Below are 16,198 nucleotides of genomic sequence, written 5' to 3'. Positions count from 1 at the left end.
CGAAATTCCGGCCACGATCTCCAGTCCGCCGGTTCGGATGCCCCGGACGAGTTCCCGGTATCGCACCGCTCTGGTATGCATACGAATATGAGCAGGGCGACGCGCGTGACCGTCACGTTGGATCCGCAGGTGGCCGAGTGGGCCAGGGAGGCCGCCGATCGCCAGAACCGCAGCCTGTCGTCGGTGATCAACGCCGCGCTGCGCACCACGCTCGTGCACGAGAGCCTGATCGCGCTGACCATCGACGAGGAAGCCGAACTGGCCGCCGCCTACGACGACCTCCGGCTCGGCCAGGCCGCCGAAGACGACGCCGCATGAGACGCGGCGAGGTCTGGCGCTACGCCCCGACGCTCAGTGACGGCACTCCCTTCCCACGGCGCATGACGGTCGTGCTGGTATCCGATTCGGCGGTGATCACGTCGCGCTCCCGCTGGCTGCAGGTCGTCCCGCTGCGCGACGCGGACCCCGGCCACGTGCTGGCCACCCACACCGAGCACGGCTGGGCCGACACCATGAAACTGCACCGCGCCTACCGCCCCTGGCTCACCGAACACCTCGGCGTGCTCACCCCGGCCGAGACGGAATCCCTCGACGCGCGCCTGCGGGCGACGCTCAGTCTTTAGTGCAGCGCCTGTGGCGCTGCGTGCTCGCGGCCCCCTTGTGGCTCGCGTGTGCGCGGCCACCGCTTGCTCCTTCGTCCCCGGACGCGGCGGCCGCGCCCGGGGCCTGGCGGAACGAACTTCGGTGAACGCTTCGACGAGTCGGATTCGTCCGGTGGCTCGAGGATGCGATTCGTTGGTGCGTGCTCAGCTTCCGCTCGGCTGGTTCGGCAGAGAACGCGTCACTGCCGAACTCGGCGCCGTTCCTGCGCGGCTGAGCCGACTTCACGGCTGCTCATCGAACGGCCGTGCCGCCTCCGCCGGACAGGCTGCTGATCGCGCAGACCAGCGCCACGAACGGATCGGTGATACCACCACAGCTCCCTGCGACCGACACGGCCGGTGCGGGCGACTGCGGTTCGAGCGGCAACGGCGCCGCGGCGGCTGCCCCGGCACCGGTCAGGGTTGCGGCACCGACCAGGGCGGCGGCAAATCCACGTGCTGCGAACATTCGAACTCCTCGCGTATCGGCTAGACGGCCGAACCTAATCGGCAAGCCCTCACCACGCATGACCCGAATTGTGTTGCCCTCGAATCGGGTGGTGTCCCTATGGTTCAGGTCAAGCTGGATCGGTCGTGGCTGGTTGCGCCGTCGTGGCGTTCGGTGTCAGTTCAGTCGGGGTAGGCCGGCGTCGGACGGTCGGACTCGCTTCGCTCGAACCGGGGGTTCAGGCGGGCTTGGTGCGTTGTCGTCGAGTTGTGGGCACGGTTCGCGGATCGGAGCGGCTGACTTCTCGGGCCCGCACGAGCTCGATACGCGGTACGGGACGGTTGGGGCAGCCGGGCTATCCCCGCGTCGAGGAACCGGCCCGGGTCCTTCGAGCGTCATCGACTGCTGGAGCAGGTGGTCGACCGGCTCGGGGCCGCCGGGCCTCGTCGCTAAGTCGGCGTCGCCAGCGCGAAGGGCAGGATTGCGTCGGCACCGGCTGCTCGGAGGGCGTGGGCGGCGACGGTGAAGGTCCAGCCGGTGTCCGTGATGGCGTCCACCAGCAGGATCGGGCCCTGTACCCGGGTGAGGTCGGGGATCTCCCAGGAGTCGAACAGTCCGGCTACGCGATGGGCGGAGTTGGCCGCCGAGACGGGCGGGCGGCCGGAGCGGGTGCGAAGGGTGCCGAGGTCGTGCAGGCGACCGACCTCGGCGAGCCGGGCGGCGAGGGTGGCGGTGAGCACGGGGTGGCGCGGGGATTCCAGCGCGAGCACCGACGTGGGGCGGGCGGCCCAATCCCATTCGCGCAGGACGGCGAGGCAGGCGTCGAAGACCGCGTCGGGCACCGGGTCGTCCGGGCCGTCGAGCAGCGTCCGCAGGCGCTGCCCCCAGCCGAGGTCGGTCAGCCTGCCCAGGACGCGGCCGGTCTCGGCGCCGCCGGTGATCCTGCCCGACAACGGCAGACCGAGTTTGGCCATGCCGGTGGGCCACTGCTTACGCGGCGCGAGATCGATGCCGGGACGGTCGAGCCGGGCCTTGGTCGCGGCGACCGCCTCGGCGGCGACGGTGCGGTCCGGGCGGCTACCGGTGCAGTTGTCGCAGCGGCCGCAGCCGGACGGCTCCGCGGCGTCCGCGGACAGCCCCGGGTCGTCGAGCTGGCGGCGGAGGAATTCCATGCGGCAATCGGCGGTCGATTGGTAATCGATCATGGCCTGCTGTTCGGCCTCGCGGGCGATGGACAGCCGCTCGTAGCGCTCGGTGTCGTAGGTCCACGGCCGGCCGGTGGCGATCCAGCCGCCGCGCACCCGGCGCACCGCACCGTCCACGTCGAGCACCTTGAGCACCATCTCCAGCCGCGAGCGATTCAGCTCCACCAACGGCTCCAACGCCGCGGTGGACAGCGCCCGCTCGGAGTCCAGCGCGTCGAGCACCGCGCGCACGATGTGCTCGCGCGGGAAGGCGACGGAGGCGAAGTAGCTCCAGATCCGCGCGTCCTCCTGGCCGGGAAGCAGGATCACCTCGGCGCGATCGGTACCGCGCCCGGCCCGTCCCACCTGCTGGTAGTAGGCGATGGGGGAGGACGGCGCACCGACGTGCACCACGAATCCCAGATCGGGTTTGTCGAAGCCCATGCCCAGCGCGGAGGTGGCGATGAGCGCCTTGACCTCGTTGTCCAGCAACGCCGCCTCCAGCGCCTCGCGCTCGGCCGGGTCGGTCTGCCCGGTGTAGGCGGCGACGGTGTGGCCGTGCGAGGTCAGCACGTCGGCCAGGTCGTGCGCGGCGGCGACGGTGAGCGTGTAGACGATGCCGGAGCCGGGCAGCCGGTGCAGGTGACCGCTGAGCCAGGCGGTGCGTTCCACGGCGTCGTCGAAGCGGACCACCGACAAGTGCAGCGACTCGCGATCCAGCGTGCCGCGCAGCACCAAGGTGTCGGTGCCGATCTGCGTGGCGACGTCGGTGACCACCCGGTCGTTGGCGGTCGCGGTGGTGGCGAGCACCGGGACGTCCGAGCCGAGGTCGGCGATCAGCGTGCGGATGCGCCGGTAATCGGGCCGGAAGTCGTGGCCCCAGTCCGAGACGCAGTGCGCTTCGTCGATCACCACCAGCCCGGCGTCGGCGGCGAGCCGGGGCAGCACCTGATCGCGGAAGTCCGGGTTGTTCAACCGCTCCGGGCTGACCAGCAGCACGTCGACCGCGCCCGCGGCGACGCCGGCGTGGATCTCGTCCCACTCGGTGACGTTGCCCGAGTTGATGGTGGCCGCGACCACCCCCGCGCGCTGCGCCGCGGCCACCTGGTTGCGCATCAGCGCCAGCAGCGGCGACACGATCACGGTGGGCCCGCGCCCGGCCCGGCGCAGCAGCTTGGCGGCGATGAAGTACACCGCCGACTTGCCCCAGCCGGTGCGCTGCACGACCAGTGCACGGCGCCGCCGTACGACCAGCGCCTCGATCGCGGTCCACTGGTCCTCGCGCAGCCGAGCGTTCGCCCCGGCCAGTTCGCGCAGCAGCTGTTCGGCGTGCTCGCGCAGGTCGGGGGCCGTGAGGTCGATCGGAGACGCGCCGGTGGCCGTGGTCATGCGCTCCATCGTGCCCGACGACACCGACAGGTGGCGTCGCGGCCGACCGTCGCCGACCGCGTCAGCCGCGCGCCGCGCCGTCCGGCCACACGATCTCGACCGGCACGTTCCGCTGCCGGGCGAGGGCGACCACCGATCCGGTGCCGCCGCGTTGCCCGGCCGCGCCGTCCCATACCGCGATCAGCCGGTCACACGAGGCCAGCATCGCCTCGTTCGCCGCCTCGTAGGCTTCGCTTCCCGCCTCGTCGAAGTCCATCACCCGCACCGCCGTCGCGCGCTCGACGAGTTCGTCGAACAGCCCGGCGTGGTCGGGCCGCACTTGCGCCGCCCGGTAGTTCCGCGAGGGCAACACCACTTCGAGTCGCCCACCCGCCGCCAGGACCGCCTTGGCGAACACCGAGTCGGCGCCACGGGCGAGGCAGCTGACGCCGACCAGCTCAGCGGCGGCGTACGGGGCGAGCACTGCACCGATCGCGGTGTAGACCAGGGGCTCGGTGGTCGGCGTGACGTTCGTGTGCCCGGTGACCCCGATGCGCACCATGCAGATTTCTCCTTTGCCGTCGTCACCGGCGGTCGTATGCGACCTCACAGCTCGATCCCGAGTTTCACACACACCGGCGGGCTTTCCCCCGCGGTCGCCGCGGCTGAGCCGTCGCCTCGACGGCAAACGTACTCAGGCGGGTCGCGCGGTCGCCGCCGCCAGCTCGACCAGACGGGCGCGGACCAGGTCCGGTCGTTCCTCGATGATGAAGTGGCCGCAGTCCGGGACGAGTTCCAGACGGTAGTCGTCGGCGCGGGCGGTCTCGGCGGACGCGAGCGACGGATGGATCGCCGCGTCCTCGACGCCGAACAGGGCCAGGATCGGTACCCGCGCTCGGCGTCGTTCGCCGCGCCCGGCCGACCGGGGGACTTCGCGCAGCAAGAAGGTGCGGTAGGTGTCGGTCGCCGTGCGGGCGCAGACCGGGTCGCGGAAACGGTCCGCGTAGGCCCGGGTCACCTCGGGGCCGAATGCCGCGCGATCGTGCACACCGCGGGTGAAGACGAGTTGCTCCAGGAAGCGAGTACGCCGGTGCAGGTACCCGCCGAAGGCGGCGACGGCAGGCTGGTAGAGCAGGAACCGCCACGCGTGCGGGAGGAACCGGCGCGGCGTCTGCCACGGGTGCGCGATGTTTAGCGCCAGCAGGGCGTCGAAACGTTCCGGCTCCCGCAATACCAGCAGGTGCGCGATATAGCCGCCCCAGTCGTGGCCGACCAGCAGGACATGGTCCAGTCCGAGCGCGTCCAGCAACGCGAGCACGTCGGAGGCGACGTCGTCCTTGGCCCATCGGTGCGGAGCGGGGCCGGACCAGCCGTAGCCGGGCAGGTCGGGGGCGATGATCCGCAACCCGTCCGGCGGGTCGGCGAGCAGATGACGGTAGGCGTAGTGATGCTCGGGCCAGCCGTGCAGTACGAGCACCGGGCGTCCGTCCGCCGGACCCGCCTCGGTGACGTGGAAACGCACACCGCGGGCGGGCACCTCCGACCGTCGCACGCCGGGAATCTCCGGTGGGTCCGCCGCCGGGTCGGAATCCGGAGCGGGCGCGAAGAAGGAGGGCCGCCAGGGCATATCCGATCGTATCGAGGAAACCGCCGGGAGAGCCAGACCCTCGGGAACGGGTGCGTCCAATCCGGCGCTCGACCGAGCGGGCGCCGTCACCGTCACGGGAACCGAGCAGGCCCCGTCAGGACCGAGTGTTCGAGGGCAGGCACCGGTGTCCGTGGGAGCGGTTCGGCGCCACATCGCAGCCGCGCCGACCGCGACATCGCGCCGGGCGAGCGGATCGCCCGGCGCGCGGTCGGATGCGCCGATCAGCCCTTGACGCAGAGCACCTGGCGCAGCGTCGCGACCACGTCGACCAGGTCCCGCTGTGCGTCGATGACCTCGTCGATGTCCTTGTACGCGGCCGGGATCTCGTCCACCACGCCCGCGTCCTTGCGGGACTCGACGCCCTCGGTCTGGGCGATGAGATCGGCGACGGTGAACTGCTTCTTGGCCGCGTTGCGGCTCATCCGCCGTCCCGCACCGTGCGACGCCGACTGGAACGAGGCCGGATTGCCCTTGCCGCGCACCACATAGGAGCGGGTACCCATGGAGCCCGGGATCAGCGCGAGATCGCCTTCGCCCGCGCGCACGGCGCCCTTCCGGGTCACCAGCATCGGCACGCCGTCGATGACTTCCTCCGCCACGTAGTTGTGGTGGCAGCTGATGGGCTGCTCGAAACGCACACCGCGCTCGGCGAACTCGGCGGCGACCGCGCGGCAGACCAGGGCGAGCATCACCGCGCGGTTGCGCGCCGCGTACTCCTGCGCCCAGGTGAGGTCGCGCCGGTAGGCTTCCATTTCCGGCGTGCCGGAGACGAAGACCGCCAGGTCGCGGTCGGGCAGATCGACGTTGTGCGGCAGCCCGCGCGCGATCGCCATGTGCCGCTCGGCGAGCTCCTTGCCGATGTTGCGGCTGCCGGAGTGCAGCAGAATCCACACGTGGTCGTCCTGGTCGAGGCAGACCTCGATGAAGTGGTTTCCGCCGCCGAGCGTGCCCATCTGCTTGTGCGCCTTGGACTCCCGGGACTGCACCCGGTCGTCCAACGCCCCGAACGACCCCCAGAAACGGTCCCAGCCCGCCCGCAACGTCGCGGTGCTCGCACCGAGCCCGGCGACCTGGTGGCCGAGCCGGATGACGTCGACGGCGTCGCGGTGCGCCTGGAAGCCCACCGGCACCGCCGCCTCGATGCGCGACCGCAGCGAACGCAGGTTGTCGGGCAGATCCGCCGCGGTGAGGTCGGTGCGCACGCTCTCCATGCCGCAGCCGATGTCCACGCCCACCGCGGCGGGCGACACCGCGTCCCGCATCGCGATCACCGAGCCGACCGTGGCCCCCTTGCCGAGGTGCACGTCCGGCATCACGCGGACGCCGTGGACCCATTTCAGCGCGGCGATATTGCGCAGCTGCTGGAGCGCGGCCTGCTCGACCTCGTGCTCGTGGGCCCACATGAGCGTCTGCGCCTTGGTGCCGCGCAGCTCGACGGGAAACATGGTTTCGATCCTTCCGTTGTCTTCCACATCAACGGTAGGGACCGGCGGCACCCGGCGCATTCGAATATCCGACCGACCGGGATGGTGGATCAGCCGACGGCGGTCTCGAACCGCGCCCGGTAGGCGCGCTCGGCGTTTCCATGGGCGATGGCGCCGATCAGCGTTTCGGCGTCGGCAGTGGTGATCGCGTCGTCGGCGATCCACTCGTCGATCAGCTTGCCGAGGCCGCGCCGCCAGAGCAGCGCGCCGAGGTGGTGCAGTTCCGGCAGCCCGTAGCCGTCCGACGAATAGCACAGCGCACGGAACGGGGCGAGTTCCAGCGTCTCGGCGAGCACGGCCCCGGCCCGCTGTCCCACGTAAGGGATGGTCAGGCCGAGATCGAGGTGGACGTGGTCGAAGACGTGCGCGAGGTAGGCGGCGTGGCGGTGGAAGGGCCAGCAGTGCAGCAGCATCACCGACAGACCGGTGCCCGCGGTCCGGCGCAGGAAGTCGGTGAGCAGCAGCGGGTCGCCGTGGCGGAGGCGCAGATCCGGATCGCCGAATCCGGTGTGGAATTGCAGGGGAAGACCGAGCTCGGCGCCGATCCGCGCGCCGAGGCCCACCAGCCAGCCGAGGAACTGCGGATCGGTGAGCCGGTGTTCGGGCGCGAAACTCGTCGGCGGGTGATCCCGCAGCGGGAAGTCCAAACCGCACCGGTAGGCGACGATCGTCTTCAGCCCGACGGCGCCCGCGGCCCGCGCCCGCAACTCCGCCTCGATGTGCTCGTACACCCCGGAGACCGCGCCGACCTGCGCGATGACGCGCTCAGCGACCGCTTCGAGCCGGACCACCTCGCGTACCTCGCCGTCCACCAGGGCGGCGAAATCGGCTGTGCCGCCGCCGATCCCGGTATCCAGGCACCACCGGGTCACCCCGGTCGCACGCAGCAGCCGCGCCGCGACCTCGCGCCCGCCGAGCCTCGCCCGATGCCGGAGGTAGACATCCGGGCTGACGTGGGCGGGCAGGTCGAGCGCGGGCGCGCACCAGCGGCGCACGGCGAGCCCGATCGCGGAGTCGAAGCTCCCGTGGGCGCCCTCACCGAGCATGCGCTCGAAACCCGGCCGGTCCAGGTTCGCGGTGTGCACGCCGTGACAGTGGTGGTCGGTGAGCCGGACACCGTCGGTGAGCATGTCAGAACCGCCGGCGTGTCAGGGCGACGAGCGCTTCGGCGCTCGCGCCGGCGTACCGCTGCGCTTCCGCGCGGCGCACCGTGAGCAGCGCGTCGTGCAGTTCGACGCCCATGGCGTCGGCGAGCACCTCGGACGCGGCGAAGTGGTCGGCGGCTTCGGCCGGTGTGGTGGGGAGGCGGCGCACATCCGACATCATGCGTGCTTCGGCGTCGAAAGTCGCGGGGTCCCCGGTGATCTCGGCCGGAAGACGTAACCGCTCGGCGACACCGGCGAGCCCGGCGGCGATGACCGACCCCACGATCAGGTACGGGTTGCCGGTCGCGTCGAAGCACTTGATCTCGGCGTTGGCCGCCCACCCCTCGGTGCCGCGCACCCCGGTGACGAAGCGCAACGCGGCCTCCCTGGTCTCGCGTCCCCAGCACTGCCAGACCCCGGCCCAGCGCGACGGCGCCAACCGCAGGAAGCTCGCCGGATTGCCCGCGCCCACCGCGACCAGCGCGGGCAGTTCCCGCAGCACCCCCGCCAGGAACGCCGCACCGATCGGTCGTATGCCGTGCGGACCGTCGCCGCCCGCGAACAGCGGGCCCTCGTCGTCGGTCACCGACAGGTGCAGGTGCGCGCCGGAACCGGCGCCGTCCGGCTTGATGCACGGAGCCAGCGACGCCCGCATGCCGTGCCGCGCGCTCACCTGACGGATCGTGTGCCGGACCAGCACGGCCTCGTCCGCGGCGGTGACCGGTTCGGACGGTTCGACCGACAGCTCCAGTTGCCCGAGCGCGTATTCCGGGTGGAACTGCGCGACGGCGATTCCCTGTCGCTCCAGCGCCGCGACCAGGTCGGCGGCGTAATCGGCGACCTGCCCCAGTCGCACCAGTCCGTAGGCGGGGCCGTCGATCGCCGGTGTGAAGCCGTCGGCGTCGTCGGCGCGCCCCACCGCCCACTCGGTCTCGAAGGCCATGGCCAACCGCAGCCCCGCCGCCCGCGCCGCCGCGGTCTGGCGGGCCGCGAAGTGGCGCTGGCAGGCGACGAAACGGGTTCCGTCCTGGGTGTACTTGTCCGTTGGCGCCCACGCCCAGCCGGGCTGGCAGGCCAGTTCGGTCAGCCTGGACAGATCCGGAATGAGCCGCAGATCGCCGTCGGGCCCGCCGAGATAGCGCCCGACCGCCATCAGGTCGTCGAAGGCGAAGGTCTCGAAGCACGGCGACACCCCGACGCCGTACCTGGCCGCCGAGCCCAGCCGCTGCTTCGGAACGGCTTTCACGCGCGTGATACCCGCGTTGTCCACGAAACTCAGCGCGACCATGGACGCGTCCAGCCCTTGGATATGCGCGGTGTCGCTATCGGCGGGAATGCGGTCCGGCGTGGCCATGCCCCTCACGATATCGCCGCTACTCCGCGACCAGAGCGGCGGTGATCTCCTCGCGAGCCGGGATCGAACTGCTCGCGCCCAACCGGGTCGTCGCCAGTGCCCCGGCCGCGCAAGCCCAGGTCAGCGCCCACTCGGGGCCGCGATGCCAGGCCGCGGCCAGCGCGCCGGTGAAGGCGTCGCCCGCGCCGGTGGTGTCGACGACCTCCACCCGCGGGCTCGGCCGGGACAGGCGGGCGCCGTCCGGCCCGCGATAGTCCGCGCCCGCCGCCCCGCGAGTGACGACCAAGTGCGCGACGGCGTCGAGGTCAGCGCCCAGCTGCTCCGCCTCACCCGAATTGACTACGGCCACATCGACATCGGCCCACAGGTCGGCGGGCAAGCGGCGGGCCGGTGAGGGATTCAACAGCACCGTCGTGTCGTGCGCGTGCGCGTGGCGCGCCGCGGCGGCGACCGTTTCGACCGGAATCTCCAATTGGCACAGCAAGATATCGGCCGCCGCGATGGCCGCGAGGTCGTCCTCGGTCAGCTCGGTCATCCGCGAGTTGGCGCCCCCGACCACGATGATGCTGTTCTCGCCGCCGTCGTCCACCACGATCGTGGCGATGCCGCTCGGTCCGGTGACGGTGCGCAGCCGGTCGGCCGACACCGCGGCGTCCGTGAGCGCGCCGCGCAGTTCGGTGGCGAAGACGTCGTCGCCGACCGCCCCGAGAAAGCGGACCGCGCCGCCCGCCCGCTGCGCCGCGATGGCCTGATTGGCGCCTTTCCCGCCCGGCACCATGGCGAAGCCGCTGCCGAGGACCGTCTCGCCGGGGACGGGCCTGCGCGCGGTCGTGGTCACCAAGTCCATGTTGATGCTGCCGAGCACCACGATCGCGGGAGCGTCCGGTTCGACCGTCATATCGCCGGACGGTAGTCGCCCGGCCGGAGACGCGCACGCATCCGGTGAGTCCGCGTCACAGCGGGTGGAATCGGCGTCGGGCCCGGTGCGTAGGCTGTACCCATGACGGTAGGAACGACCACCCAGCCGGATGTTCGCGAGGTGGTGCACGAGGCCGCCCGCAAGGCCAGGGTCGCGTCGCGGGCACTCGCCCAGCTGACGACCGCGCAGAAGAACGACGCCCTGCACGCCGCCGCCGACGCGCTGCTGGCCGCCGCCGACCGGGTGCTGGCCGCCAATGCCGAGGACATCGCCGCGGCGCAGGCCGCGGGCATCGAGGAGTCGCTGCTGGACCGGCTGCGGCTGACCAAGCCGCGCATCGACGGCATCGCCTCGGGGCTGCGTCAGGTGGCCGGGCTGCCCGACCCGGTCGGTGTCGTGGTGCGCGGCTCCACCTTGCCCAACGGGCTGGAGATCCGGCAGGTGCGCGTGCCGCTCGGCGTGGTCGGCATGGTGTACGAGGCTCGGCCGAACGTCACCGTCGACGCGTTCGGGCTGGCGCTCAAGTCCGGTAACGCCGCCCTGCTGCGCGGCTCGTCCTCGGCGGCCCGGTCGAACGCCGCGCTGGTCGCGGTGCTGCGCGAAGCGCTTGCCGCGCAGGACATCCCGGCCGACGCCGTGCAGCTGCTGCCGAGCGAGGACCGTTCCAGCGTCACCCATCTGATCCAGGCCCGCGGCCTGGTCGACGTGGTCATTCCGCGCGGTGGCGCCGGGTTGATCAACGCGGTCGTACGCGACGCGCAGGTCCCCACCATCGAGACCGGCACCGGCAACTGCCACGTCTACGTGCACGCCGCCGCCGATCTGGAGATGGCCGAGCGGATCCTGATCAACGCCAAGACCCGTCGTCCGAGCGTGTGCAATGCCGCCGAGACCGTCCTGATCGACGCCGCGATCGCCGAGACCGCGCTGCCCCGGCTCACCGCGGCGCTGGAGCGTTCCGGCGTCACCATCCACGGTGACCTGCCCGGCCAGGTTCCGGCCACCGATGCCGACTGGGGCGAGGAGTACCTCACCCTGGACATCGCGCTCAAGGTGGTCGACGACCTGGACGCGGCGGTGGAGCACATCAACACCTGGGGCACCGGCCACACCGAGGCCATCGTCACCGGCGACCTCGCCGCCGCGCGCGAGTTCACCGGCCGGGTCGACGCCGCCGCCGTGATGGTGAACGCCTCCACCGCGTTCACCGACGGCGAGCAGTTCGGCTTTGGCGCCGAGATCGGCATCTCCACCCAGAAGCTGCATGCGCGCGGCCCGATGGCGCTGCCGGAGCTGACCTCCACGAAGTGGATCGTCTGGGGCGAAGGACAGATCCGGCCGGTCTGACCGGTGCTCCGCGGCCGCGGCCGACGCCGGGTCGGCGTCGGGGCCGCGCTGCCGTAGCGTGGGGGATGGTTCGGAAGGGAAGGTGCCGGGTGGTGTCGGAGAGCGCAGTACAGGAGCCGATCTTCGCGTCGGTGGACGACGTGATCGAACGGTTGGCGAGCACGGGCTACCTGGCGGACAAGGGCACCGCCACCTCGGTGTTCCTCGCCGATCGCCTCGGCAAGCCGCTGCTGATCGAGGGGCCGGCGGGGGTGGGCAAGACCGAACTCGCCCGCGCGGTCGCGCAGACCTCGGGTGCGGAACTGGTGCGGTTGCAGTGCTACGAGGGCGTCGACGAGGCCCGCGCGCTGTACGAGTGGAACCACGCCAAACAGATCCTGCGCATCCAGGCCTCCAGCGAGAACGACTGGGAGGAGACGAAGGCCGACGTCTTCACCGAGGAGTTCCTGCTGTCGCGCCCGCTGCTGACCGCGATCCGGCGCGCCGATCCCACGGTGCTGCTGATCGATGAGACCGACAAGGCCGACGTCGAGATCGAGGGCCTGCTGCTCGAGGTGCTCAGCGATTTCGCGGTGACGGTGCCGGAGCTGGGCACGATCACCGCCAGCCGCAAACCGTTCGTGGTGCTCACCTCGAACGCCACCCGCGAGCTGTCCGAGGCGCTCAAGCGCCGCTGCCTGTACCTGCACCTGGACTTCCCGGACGAGGAGCTGGAGCGGCGCATCCTGGCCAGCCGGGTGCCCGAGCTGTCGGCGGCGGTCGCCGCGCAGCTGGTGCGGATCGTGCACGTGCTGCGCGGCATGCAGCTGAAGAAGCTGCCCTCGGTCGCGGAATCGATCGACTGGGGTCGCACCCTGCTGGCGCTGGGCCTGCGGGATCTGGACGACACGACCGTGCGCGCCACCCTCGGCGTCGTCCTCAAACACCAGAGCGACCACCAGCGCGCGCTGGCCGAACTGAAGCTGGCCTGAGCCATGGCGACCGGGTCGGTCCCCGCGGAGATCGCGTCCCTGAGCGCGCCGCACGGTATCCCCGGGCATCTGGTCGGATTCGTCGAAGCGCTGCGGGCGCGCGGCATACCGGTAGGGCCGTCGGAGACGGTGGACGCGGGCCGCGTGATGACCGTGCTCGACCTGATGGACCGTGAGGTCCTGCGCGAAGGGCTGGCCTGCGCGCTGCTGCGGCGCACCACCCATCGCGCCACTTTCGACGGGCTGTTCGACCTGTGGTTCCCGGTCGCCGTCGGGGAACGCGCCGCCGCCCAGGACGAGATCGAGATTCCGCACACGCCGTCGGGCGACGTGGACATCCCGGCGCTGCGCGAACTGCTCGCGCAACTGCTGGCGCAGGAGTCGGCGACGCCACAGCTGGAGGCGCTGGCCGCGCAGCTGGTCGAACAGCTCGGCCAGTACCAGTCCGCCCGGGGCCCGTCCTTCTCGTCCTATCAGGCGCTGAAGGAGGTCCAGCCGCAGACGCTGCTGGCGCGCATCCTCGCGGGTATGGCCCTCGGACCGGACGCGAGCGAGTTCGACGCCGAGATCGCCCGCCGCGCCGCGCGGCAGCGCATCACCGGTTTCCGCGCGACCGTCGAGGCCGAGACCAGGCGGCGGGTCGCCGAGCGGATCGGCCGGGAACGCGTCGCGAGCTACGGCGTAGCCCGCCAAGCCGAGGAGGTCGACTTCCTGCGCGCCTCCGAAGCCGAACTCGCCGAACTCAAGCGCAGTACGCAACGGTTGGCCCGGATCCTCGCCGCGCGCTTGGCGGCGCGCCGCAGGCACGCCCGCCGCGGCGCCATCGACCTGCGCCGCACCTTGCGCGCGTCCATGTCCACCGGCGGGGTGCCCATCGATCTGGTGCACCGCAAGCCGCGGCCGGGGCGACCCGAGTTGGTGCTGCTGTGCGACGTCTCCGGGTCGGTGGCCGGCTTCAGCAACTTCACGCTGTTGCTGGTGAGCGCGCTGCGCGAGCAGTTCTCCCGGGTGCGCATCTTCGCGTTCGTCGACCAGATCGACGAGGTGACCAGGTTCTTCGATCCGCACACCCAGCTGGACCGGGCGATGGCCCGGATCTTCGGCGAGGCGAGCGTCGTCGGCCTGGACGGGCACTCCGACTACGGCAACGCGCTGGCCGGATTCGCGCGGAACTATCCGGACGCCGTCACCAGCCGCAGCTCGCTGCTGATCCTCGGCGACGCCCGCACGAACTACCGCGATCCCGAACTGAACACGTTGCGGTCGCTGGTCGAGGTCGCCAAACACGCGCACTGGCTCAACCCGGAACCACGCAACCAATGGGGTTCCGGCGATTCCGCCGCGGAGAGATATCGCGACGTGATCGAGATGCACGAATGCCGCTCGGCCAAACAGCTCACCGCCGTCGTGTCCCGGCTGTTGCCGGTGTAGGAAGACGAGCATGGACGACGCCGCGTTGCTGAACTATTGCCTGTCCAAGCCGGGCGCCTGGCAGGACGAGCCGTGGGAAGGTGACGTCGTCGCCAAGGTGGGGGACAAGATCTTCGCCTTCCTCGGCGCGACGTCGGTCGGCCTGAAGTGCGGACGCACCCGCGAGGAGGCCGACGAACTGGTCCGGGTGTATCCGGACGACGTGGCGGCCTCGGCCTACATCGGGCGGTACGGCTGGAACGTCGTGCAGCTCGGCGGCGCCGTCCCGGACGACGAAGTCCGCGAGCTGGTCGACCTCTCGTACGAGGCCGTCGTGCGCAAGCTACCGAAGAGCAAACGTCCGACCGTGTGATCGAAAAGGGTTCGTTAAGCGAATCTTTGGCGCGCGCCGACAAGATCGGCGGCCATGGTGAACACAACGCCCCAGGGTCGGGCGGCGGTGCACGACAATTATTCGTTCCAGGTCGACCTTCGCGGAATAGTCGATCTGCTTTCTCATCATCTCTATTCGAGTCCTCGGGTCTACCTGCGCGAGCTGTTGCAGAACGCCGTCGACGCGGTCACCGCGCGCACCCGGCTCGATTCCCGGGCTCCCACCGCCATTCGCCTCACCGTGGACGAGGCGGGCCTGCGGATCAGCGATCCCGGCATCGGCCTGACCGAGAGTGACGTCCACCGGTTCCTCGCCACCATCGGCCGCTCGTCGAAGCGGGACGACATCGAAGACGCGCGACGAGAGTTCCTCGGACAGTTCGGGATCGGGCTCCTGGCCTGTTTCACGGTGGCCGAGAGCATCCGGGTGGTCACCCGCTCGGCCACCGATCCGGCCGCGCCGCCCGTCGAGTGGCTGGCCCGCGCCGACGGCACGTACGCGGTGCGCTCGCTGGATCCGGGCGACCACGCCGAGCTTGGCACGACGGTGTGGCTCAGCCCGCGCGGGGGAGCGCGGGAGTGGTTCGGGCCGGAGCGGGTGACCGATCTGGCCCGCGAGTTCGGGTCGCTGCTGCCCTACGAGGTGACGGTGGCGTCCGGCGGTGCCGTGACGACGATCACCGAGGGCGTGCCGGTCTGGCGGCGTGCGTACCCGTCGGTGGAACAGCGCAGGGTCGCCCTGCTCGAGTACGGTCACCGGACGCTGGGCTTCGCCCCGCTCGACGTGATAGACCTCGATGCCGGTGCGGCGGGGGTCAGCGGGGTGGCCTATGTGCTGTCCCAACCGGGGAACCCGTCCGACAGCAGTGCGCATCGGGTGTATTTGAAGGGGATGCTGCTCGGGGACACCGTCCGTGGCGTGCTGCCGGACTGGGCGTTCTTCGTGCGCTGTGTGATCGACACCGACACGCTGCGGCCCACGGCGTCGCGCGAGGGGCTCTACGAGGACGAGCGGCTCGCCGTCGTCCGTGAGGTGCTCGGCGATCGGATCCGGGACTGGCTCACCGAGATCGCCGCCGCGCAGCCGCAGCGGCTGGCGGCGTTCCTGTCCGTGCACGCGCTCGGGGTGAAGGCCCTGGCCAGGCATTCGACCGACCTGCTGCGGATCATGCTGCCGCATCTGCATTTCGAGACCACCGACGGGCGCGTGCCGCTCACCGAGTTCGCCCGCAACCACCGCACCGTGCGGGTGACCGCGACGGTCGAGGAGTTCCGCCAGGTGGCGGCCACCGCCGCCGCGCAGGGGATCGGCGTCGTCAACGGCGGCTACGCCTACGACCGCGAGCTCGTCGCGCTGCTGCCTCGGCTGCTGCCCGGCGTCGAGGTGGTGGACCTGGACACCGACGCGATCACCGCGGCGCTCGACCCGGTCGACCCGGGCGAGGAACTGGCACTGGCTCCGGTGCTCGCGCTGGCGCGGACCGTGCTCGATCCGCTCGCATGCGATGTGATCGTGCGCGCCTTCCACCCGGTCACCGTGCCCGCGCTCTACCTCGACGGCCGTGCCGCGCGCAACGAACGCGCGCGGGCGCAGACCGCCGAGGACGCCGACGAACTGTGGAGCGAGATCCTGGGCGCACTGGCGGTCGCGACGCCGCGAGCGCAGCTCGTGCTCAACCACCACAGCCCGATCGTGCGCAGGCTGACCCGCATCGGCGACCCGGCCTTCCTGAAGACGGCGGTGGAATCGCTCTACGGCCAGGCCCTGCTGATGACCCACCGGCCGCTGAGCGCGGCCGACACCGCATTGCTCAACCGCGCCTTCGGCGAATTCCTGGGCTGGGCCACCCAACGCGCCGCCGGGCGCGGCGAAGAGACGGAGTGAG

15 protein-coding genes are annotated in these 16,198 nt (G+C 71.3%); 7 read left to right on the top strand and 8 right to left on the bottom strand.

Features of this window, described 5'->3' with window-relative positions:
- Positions 1–87: 87 nt before the first annotated feature.
- Complete coding sequence (locus QMG86_RS23985; RefSeq protein ID WP_281874930.1) at positions 88–318, top strand: hypothetical protein; 231 nt, start codon at positions 88–90, stop codon at positions 316–318.
- A complete protein-coding gene (locus QMG86_RS23980; RefSeq protein ID WP_281874929.1) occupies positions 315–623 on the top strand; it encodes a hypothetical protein in 309 nt (102 codons plus the stop codon). The genes QMG86_RS23985 and QMG86_RS23980 overlap by 4 nt, the downstream gene beginning before the upstream one ends.
- 271 nt (positions 624–894) lie before the next feature.
- On the opposite strand, the gene QMG86_RS23975 is transcribed toward QMG86_RS23980, so the two are convergent.
- The 8 genes from QMG86_RS23975 to QMG86_RS23940 form a co-directional block, all read right to left on the bottom strand.
- Positions 895–1,110: a hypothetical protein gene (locus QMG86_RS23975; RefSeq protein ID WP_281874928.1), complete on the bottom strand. Its 216-nt coding sequence runs from the start codon at positions 1,108–1,110 to the stop codon at positions 895–897.
- 428 nt (positions 1,111–1,538) lie between these two features.
- Positions 1,539–3,662, bottom strand: a complete 2,124-nt coding sequence (locus tag QMG86_RS23970; RefSeq protein ID WP_281874927.1) for a RecQ family ATP-dependent DNA helicase — start codon at positions 3,660–3,662, stop codon at positions 1,539–1,541.
- Positions 3,663–3,723: 61 nt separating this feature from the next.
- Positions 3,724–4,203 (bottom strand): hypothetical protein, encoded by a 480-nt coding sequence (locus QMG86_RS23965; protein ID WP_281874926.1) that lies wholly within the window; start codon positions 4,201–4,203, stop codon positions 3,724–3,726.
- A 132-nt stretch (positions 4,204–4,335) separates the two neighbouring features.
- Complete coding sequence (locus tag QMG86_RS23960) at positions 4,336–5,268, bottom strand: alpha/beta fold hydrolase (RefSeq protein ID WP_281874925.1); 933 nt, start codon at positions 5,266–5,268, stop codon at positions 4,336–4,338.
- A 242-nt stretch (positions 5,269–5,510) separates the two neighbouring features.
- Entirely contained in the window at positions 5,511–6,734 is a 1,224-nt protein-coding gene (locus tag QMG86_RS23955) for an RtcB family protein (protein ID WP_281874924.1), read from the bottom strand.
- An 89-nt stretch (positions 6,735–6,823) separates the two neighbouring features.
- On the bottom strand, positions 6,824–7,903 hold the full coding sequence (locus QMG86_RS23950; protein ID WP_281874923.1) for an amidohydrolase family protein: 1,080 nt from the start codon (positions 7,901–7,903) through the stop codon (positions 6,824–6,826).
- 1 nt (position 7,904) lies between these two features.
- On the bottom strand, positions 7,905–9,272 hold the full coding sequence (locus tag QMG86_RS23945; protein ID WP_281874922.1) for a type I glutamate--ammonia ligase: 1,368 nt from the start codon (positions 9,270–9,272) through the stop codon (positions 7,905–7,907).
- Between the two features lie 19 nt (positions 9,273–9,291).
- A complete protein-coding gene (locus QMG86_RS23940; protein WP_281874921.1) occupies positions 9,292–10,170 on the bottom strand; it encodes a ribokinase in 879 nt (292 codons plus the stop codon).
- Between the two features lie 102 nt (positions 10,171–10,272).
- Between QMG86_RS23940 and QMG86_RS23935 the strand changes: the two genes are divergently transcribed.
- The 5 genes from QMG86_RS23935 to QMG86_RS23915 all read left to right on the top strand — a co-directional run bounded on the left by QMG86_RS23935 (position 10,273) and on the right by QMG86_RS23915 (position 16,197).
- Positions 10,273–11,538: a glutamate-5-semialdehyde dehydrogenase gene (locus QMG86_RS23935; protein WP_281874920.1), complete on the top strand. Its 1,266-nt coding sequence runs from the start codon at positions 10,273–10,275 to the stop codon at positions 11,536–11,538.
- A gap of 65 nt (positions 11,539–11,603) precedes the next feature.
- Complete coding sequence (locus QMG86_RS23930; protein ID WP_281874919.1) at positions 11,604–12,509, top strand: AAA family ATPase; 906 nt, start codon at positions 11,604–11,606, stop codon at positions 12,507–12,509.
- A gap of 3 nt (positions 12,510–12,512) precedes the next feature.
- Complete coding sequence (locus tag QMG86_RS23925) at positions 12,513–13,940, top strand: vWA domain-containing protein (protein WP_281874918.1); 1,428 nt, start codon at positions 12,513–12,515, stop codon at positions 13,938–13,940.
- 10 nt (positions 13,941–13,950) lie between these two features.
- Positions 13,951–14,292: an MmcQ/YjbR family DNA-binding protein gene (locus QMG86_RS23920; RefSeq protein WP_281874917.1), complete on the top strand. Its 342-nt coding sequence runs from the start codon at positions 13,951–13,953 to the stop codon at positions 14,290–14,292.
- Between the two features lie 54 nt (positions 14,293–14,346).
- On the top strand, positions 14,347–16,197 hold the full coding sequence (locus QMG86_RS23915) for an HSP90 family protein (RefSeq protein WP_281874916.1): 1,851 nt from the start codon (positions 14,347–14,349) through the stop codon (positions 16,195–16,197).
- The last annotated feature ends 1 nt before the right edge of the window (position 16,198 follow it).

It is taken from the genome of Nocardia sputorum (assembly GCF_027924405.1).
GTDB classification, from domain to species: Bacteria; Actinomycetota; Actinomycetes; order Mycobacteriales; family Mycobacteriaceae; genus Nocardia; species Nocardia sputorum.
Note: the sequence above shows the minus strand (reverse complement) of the source record. Positions and strands in the feature narration are given on the sequence as shown.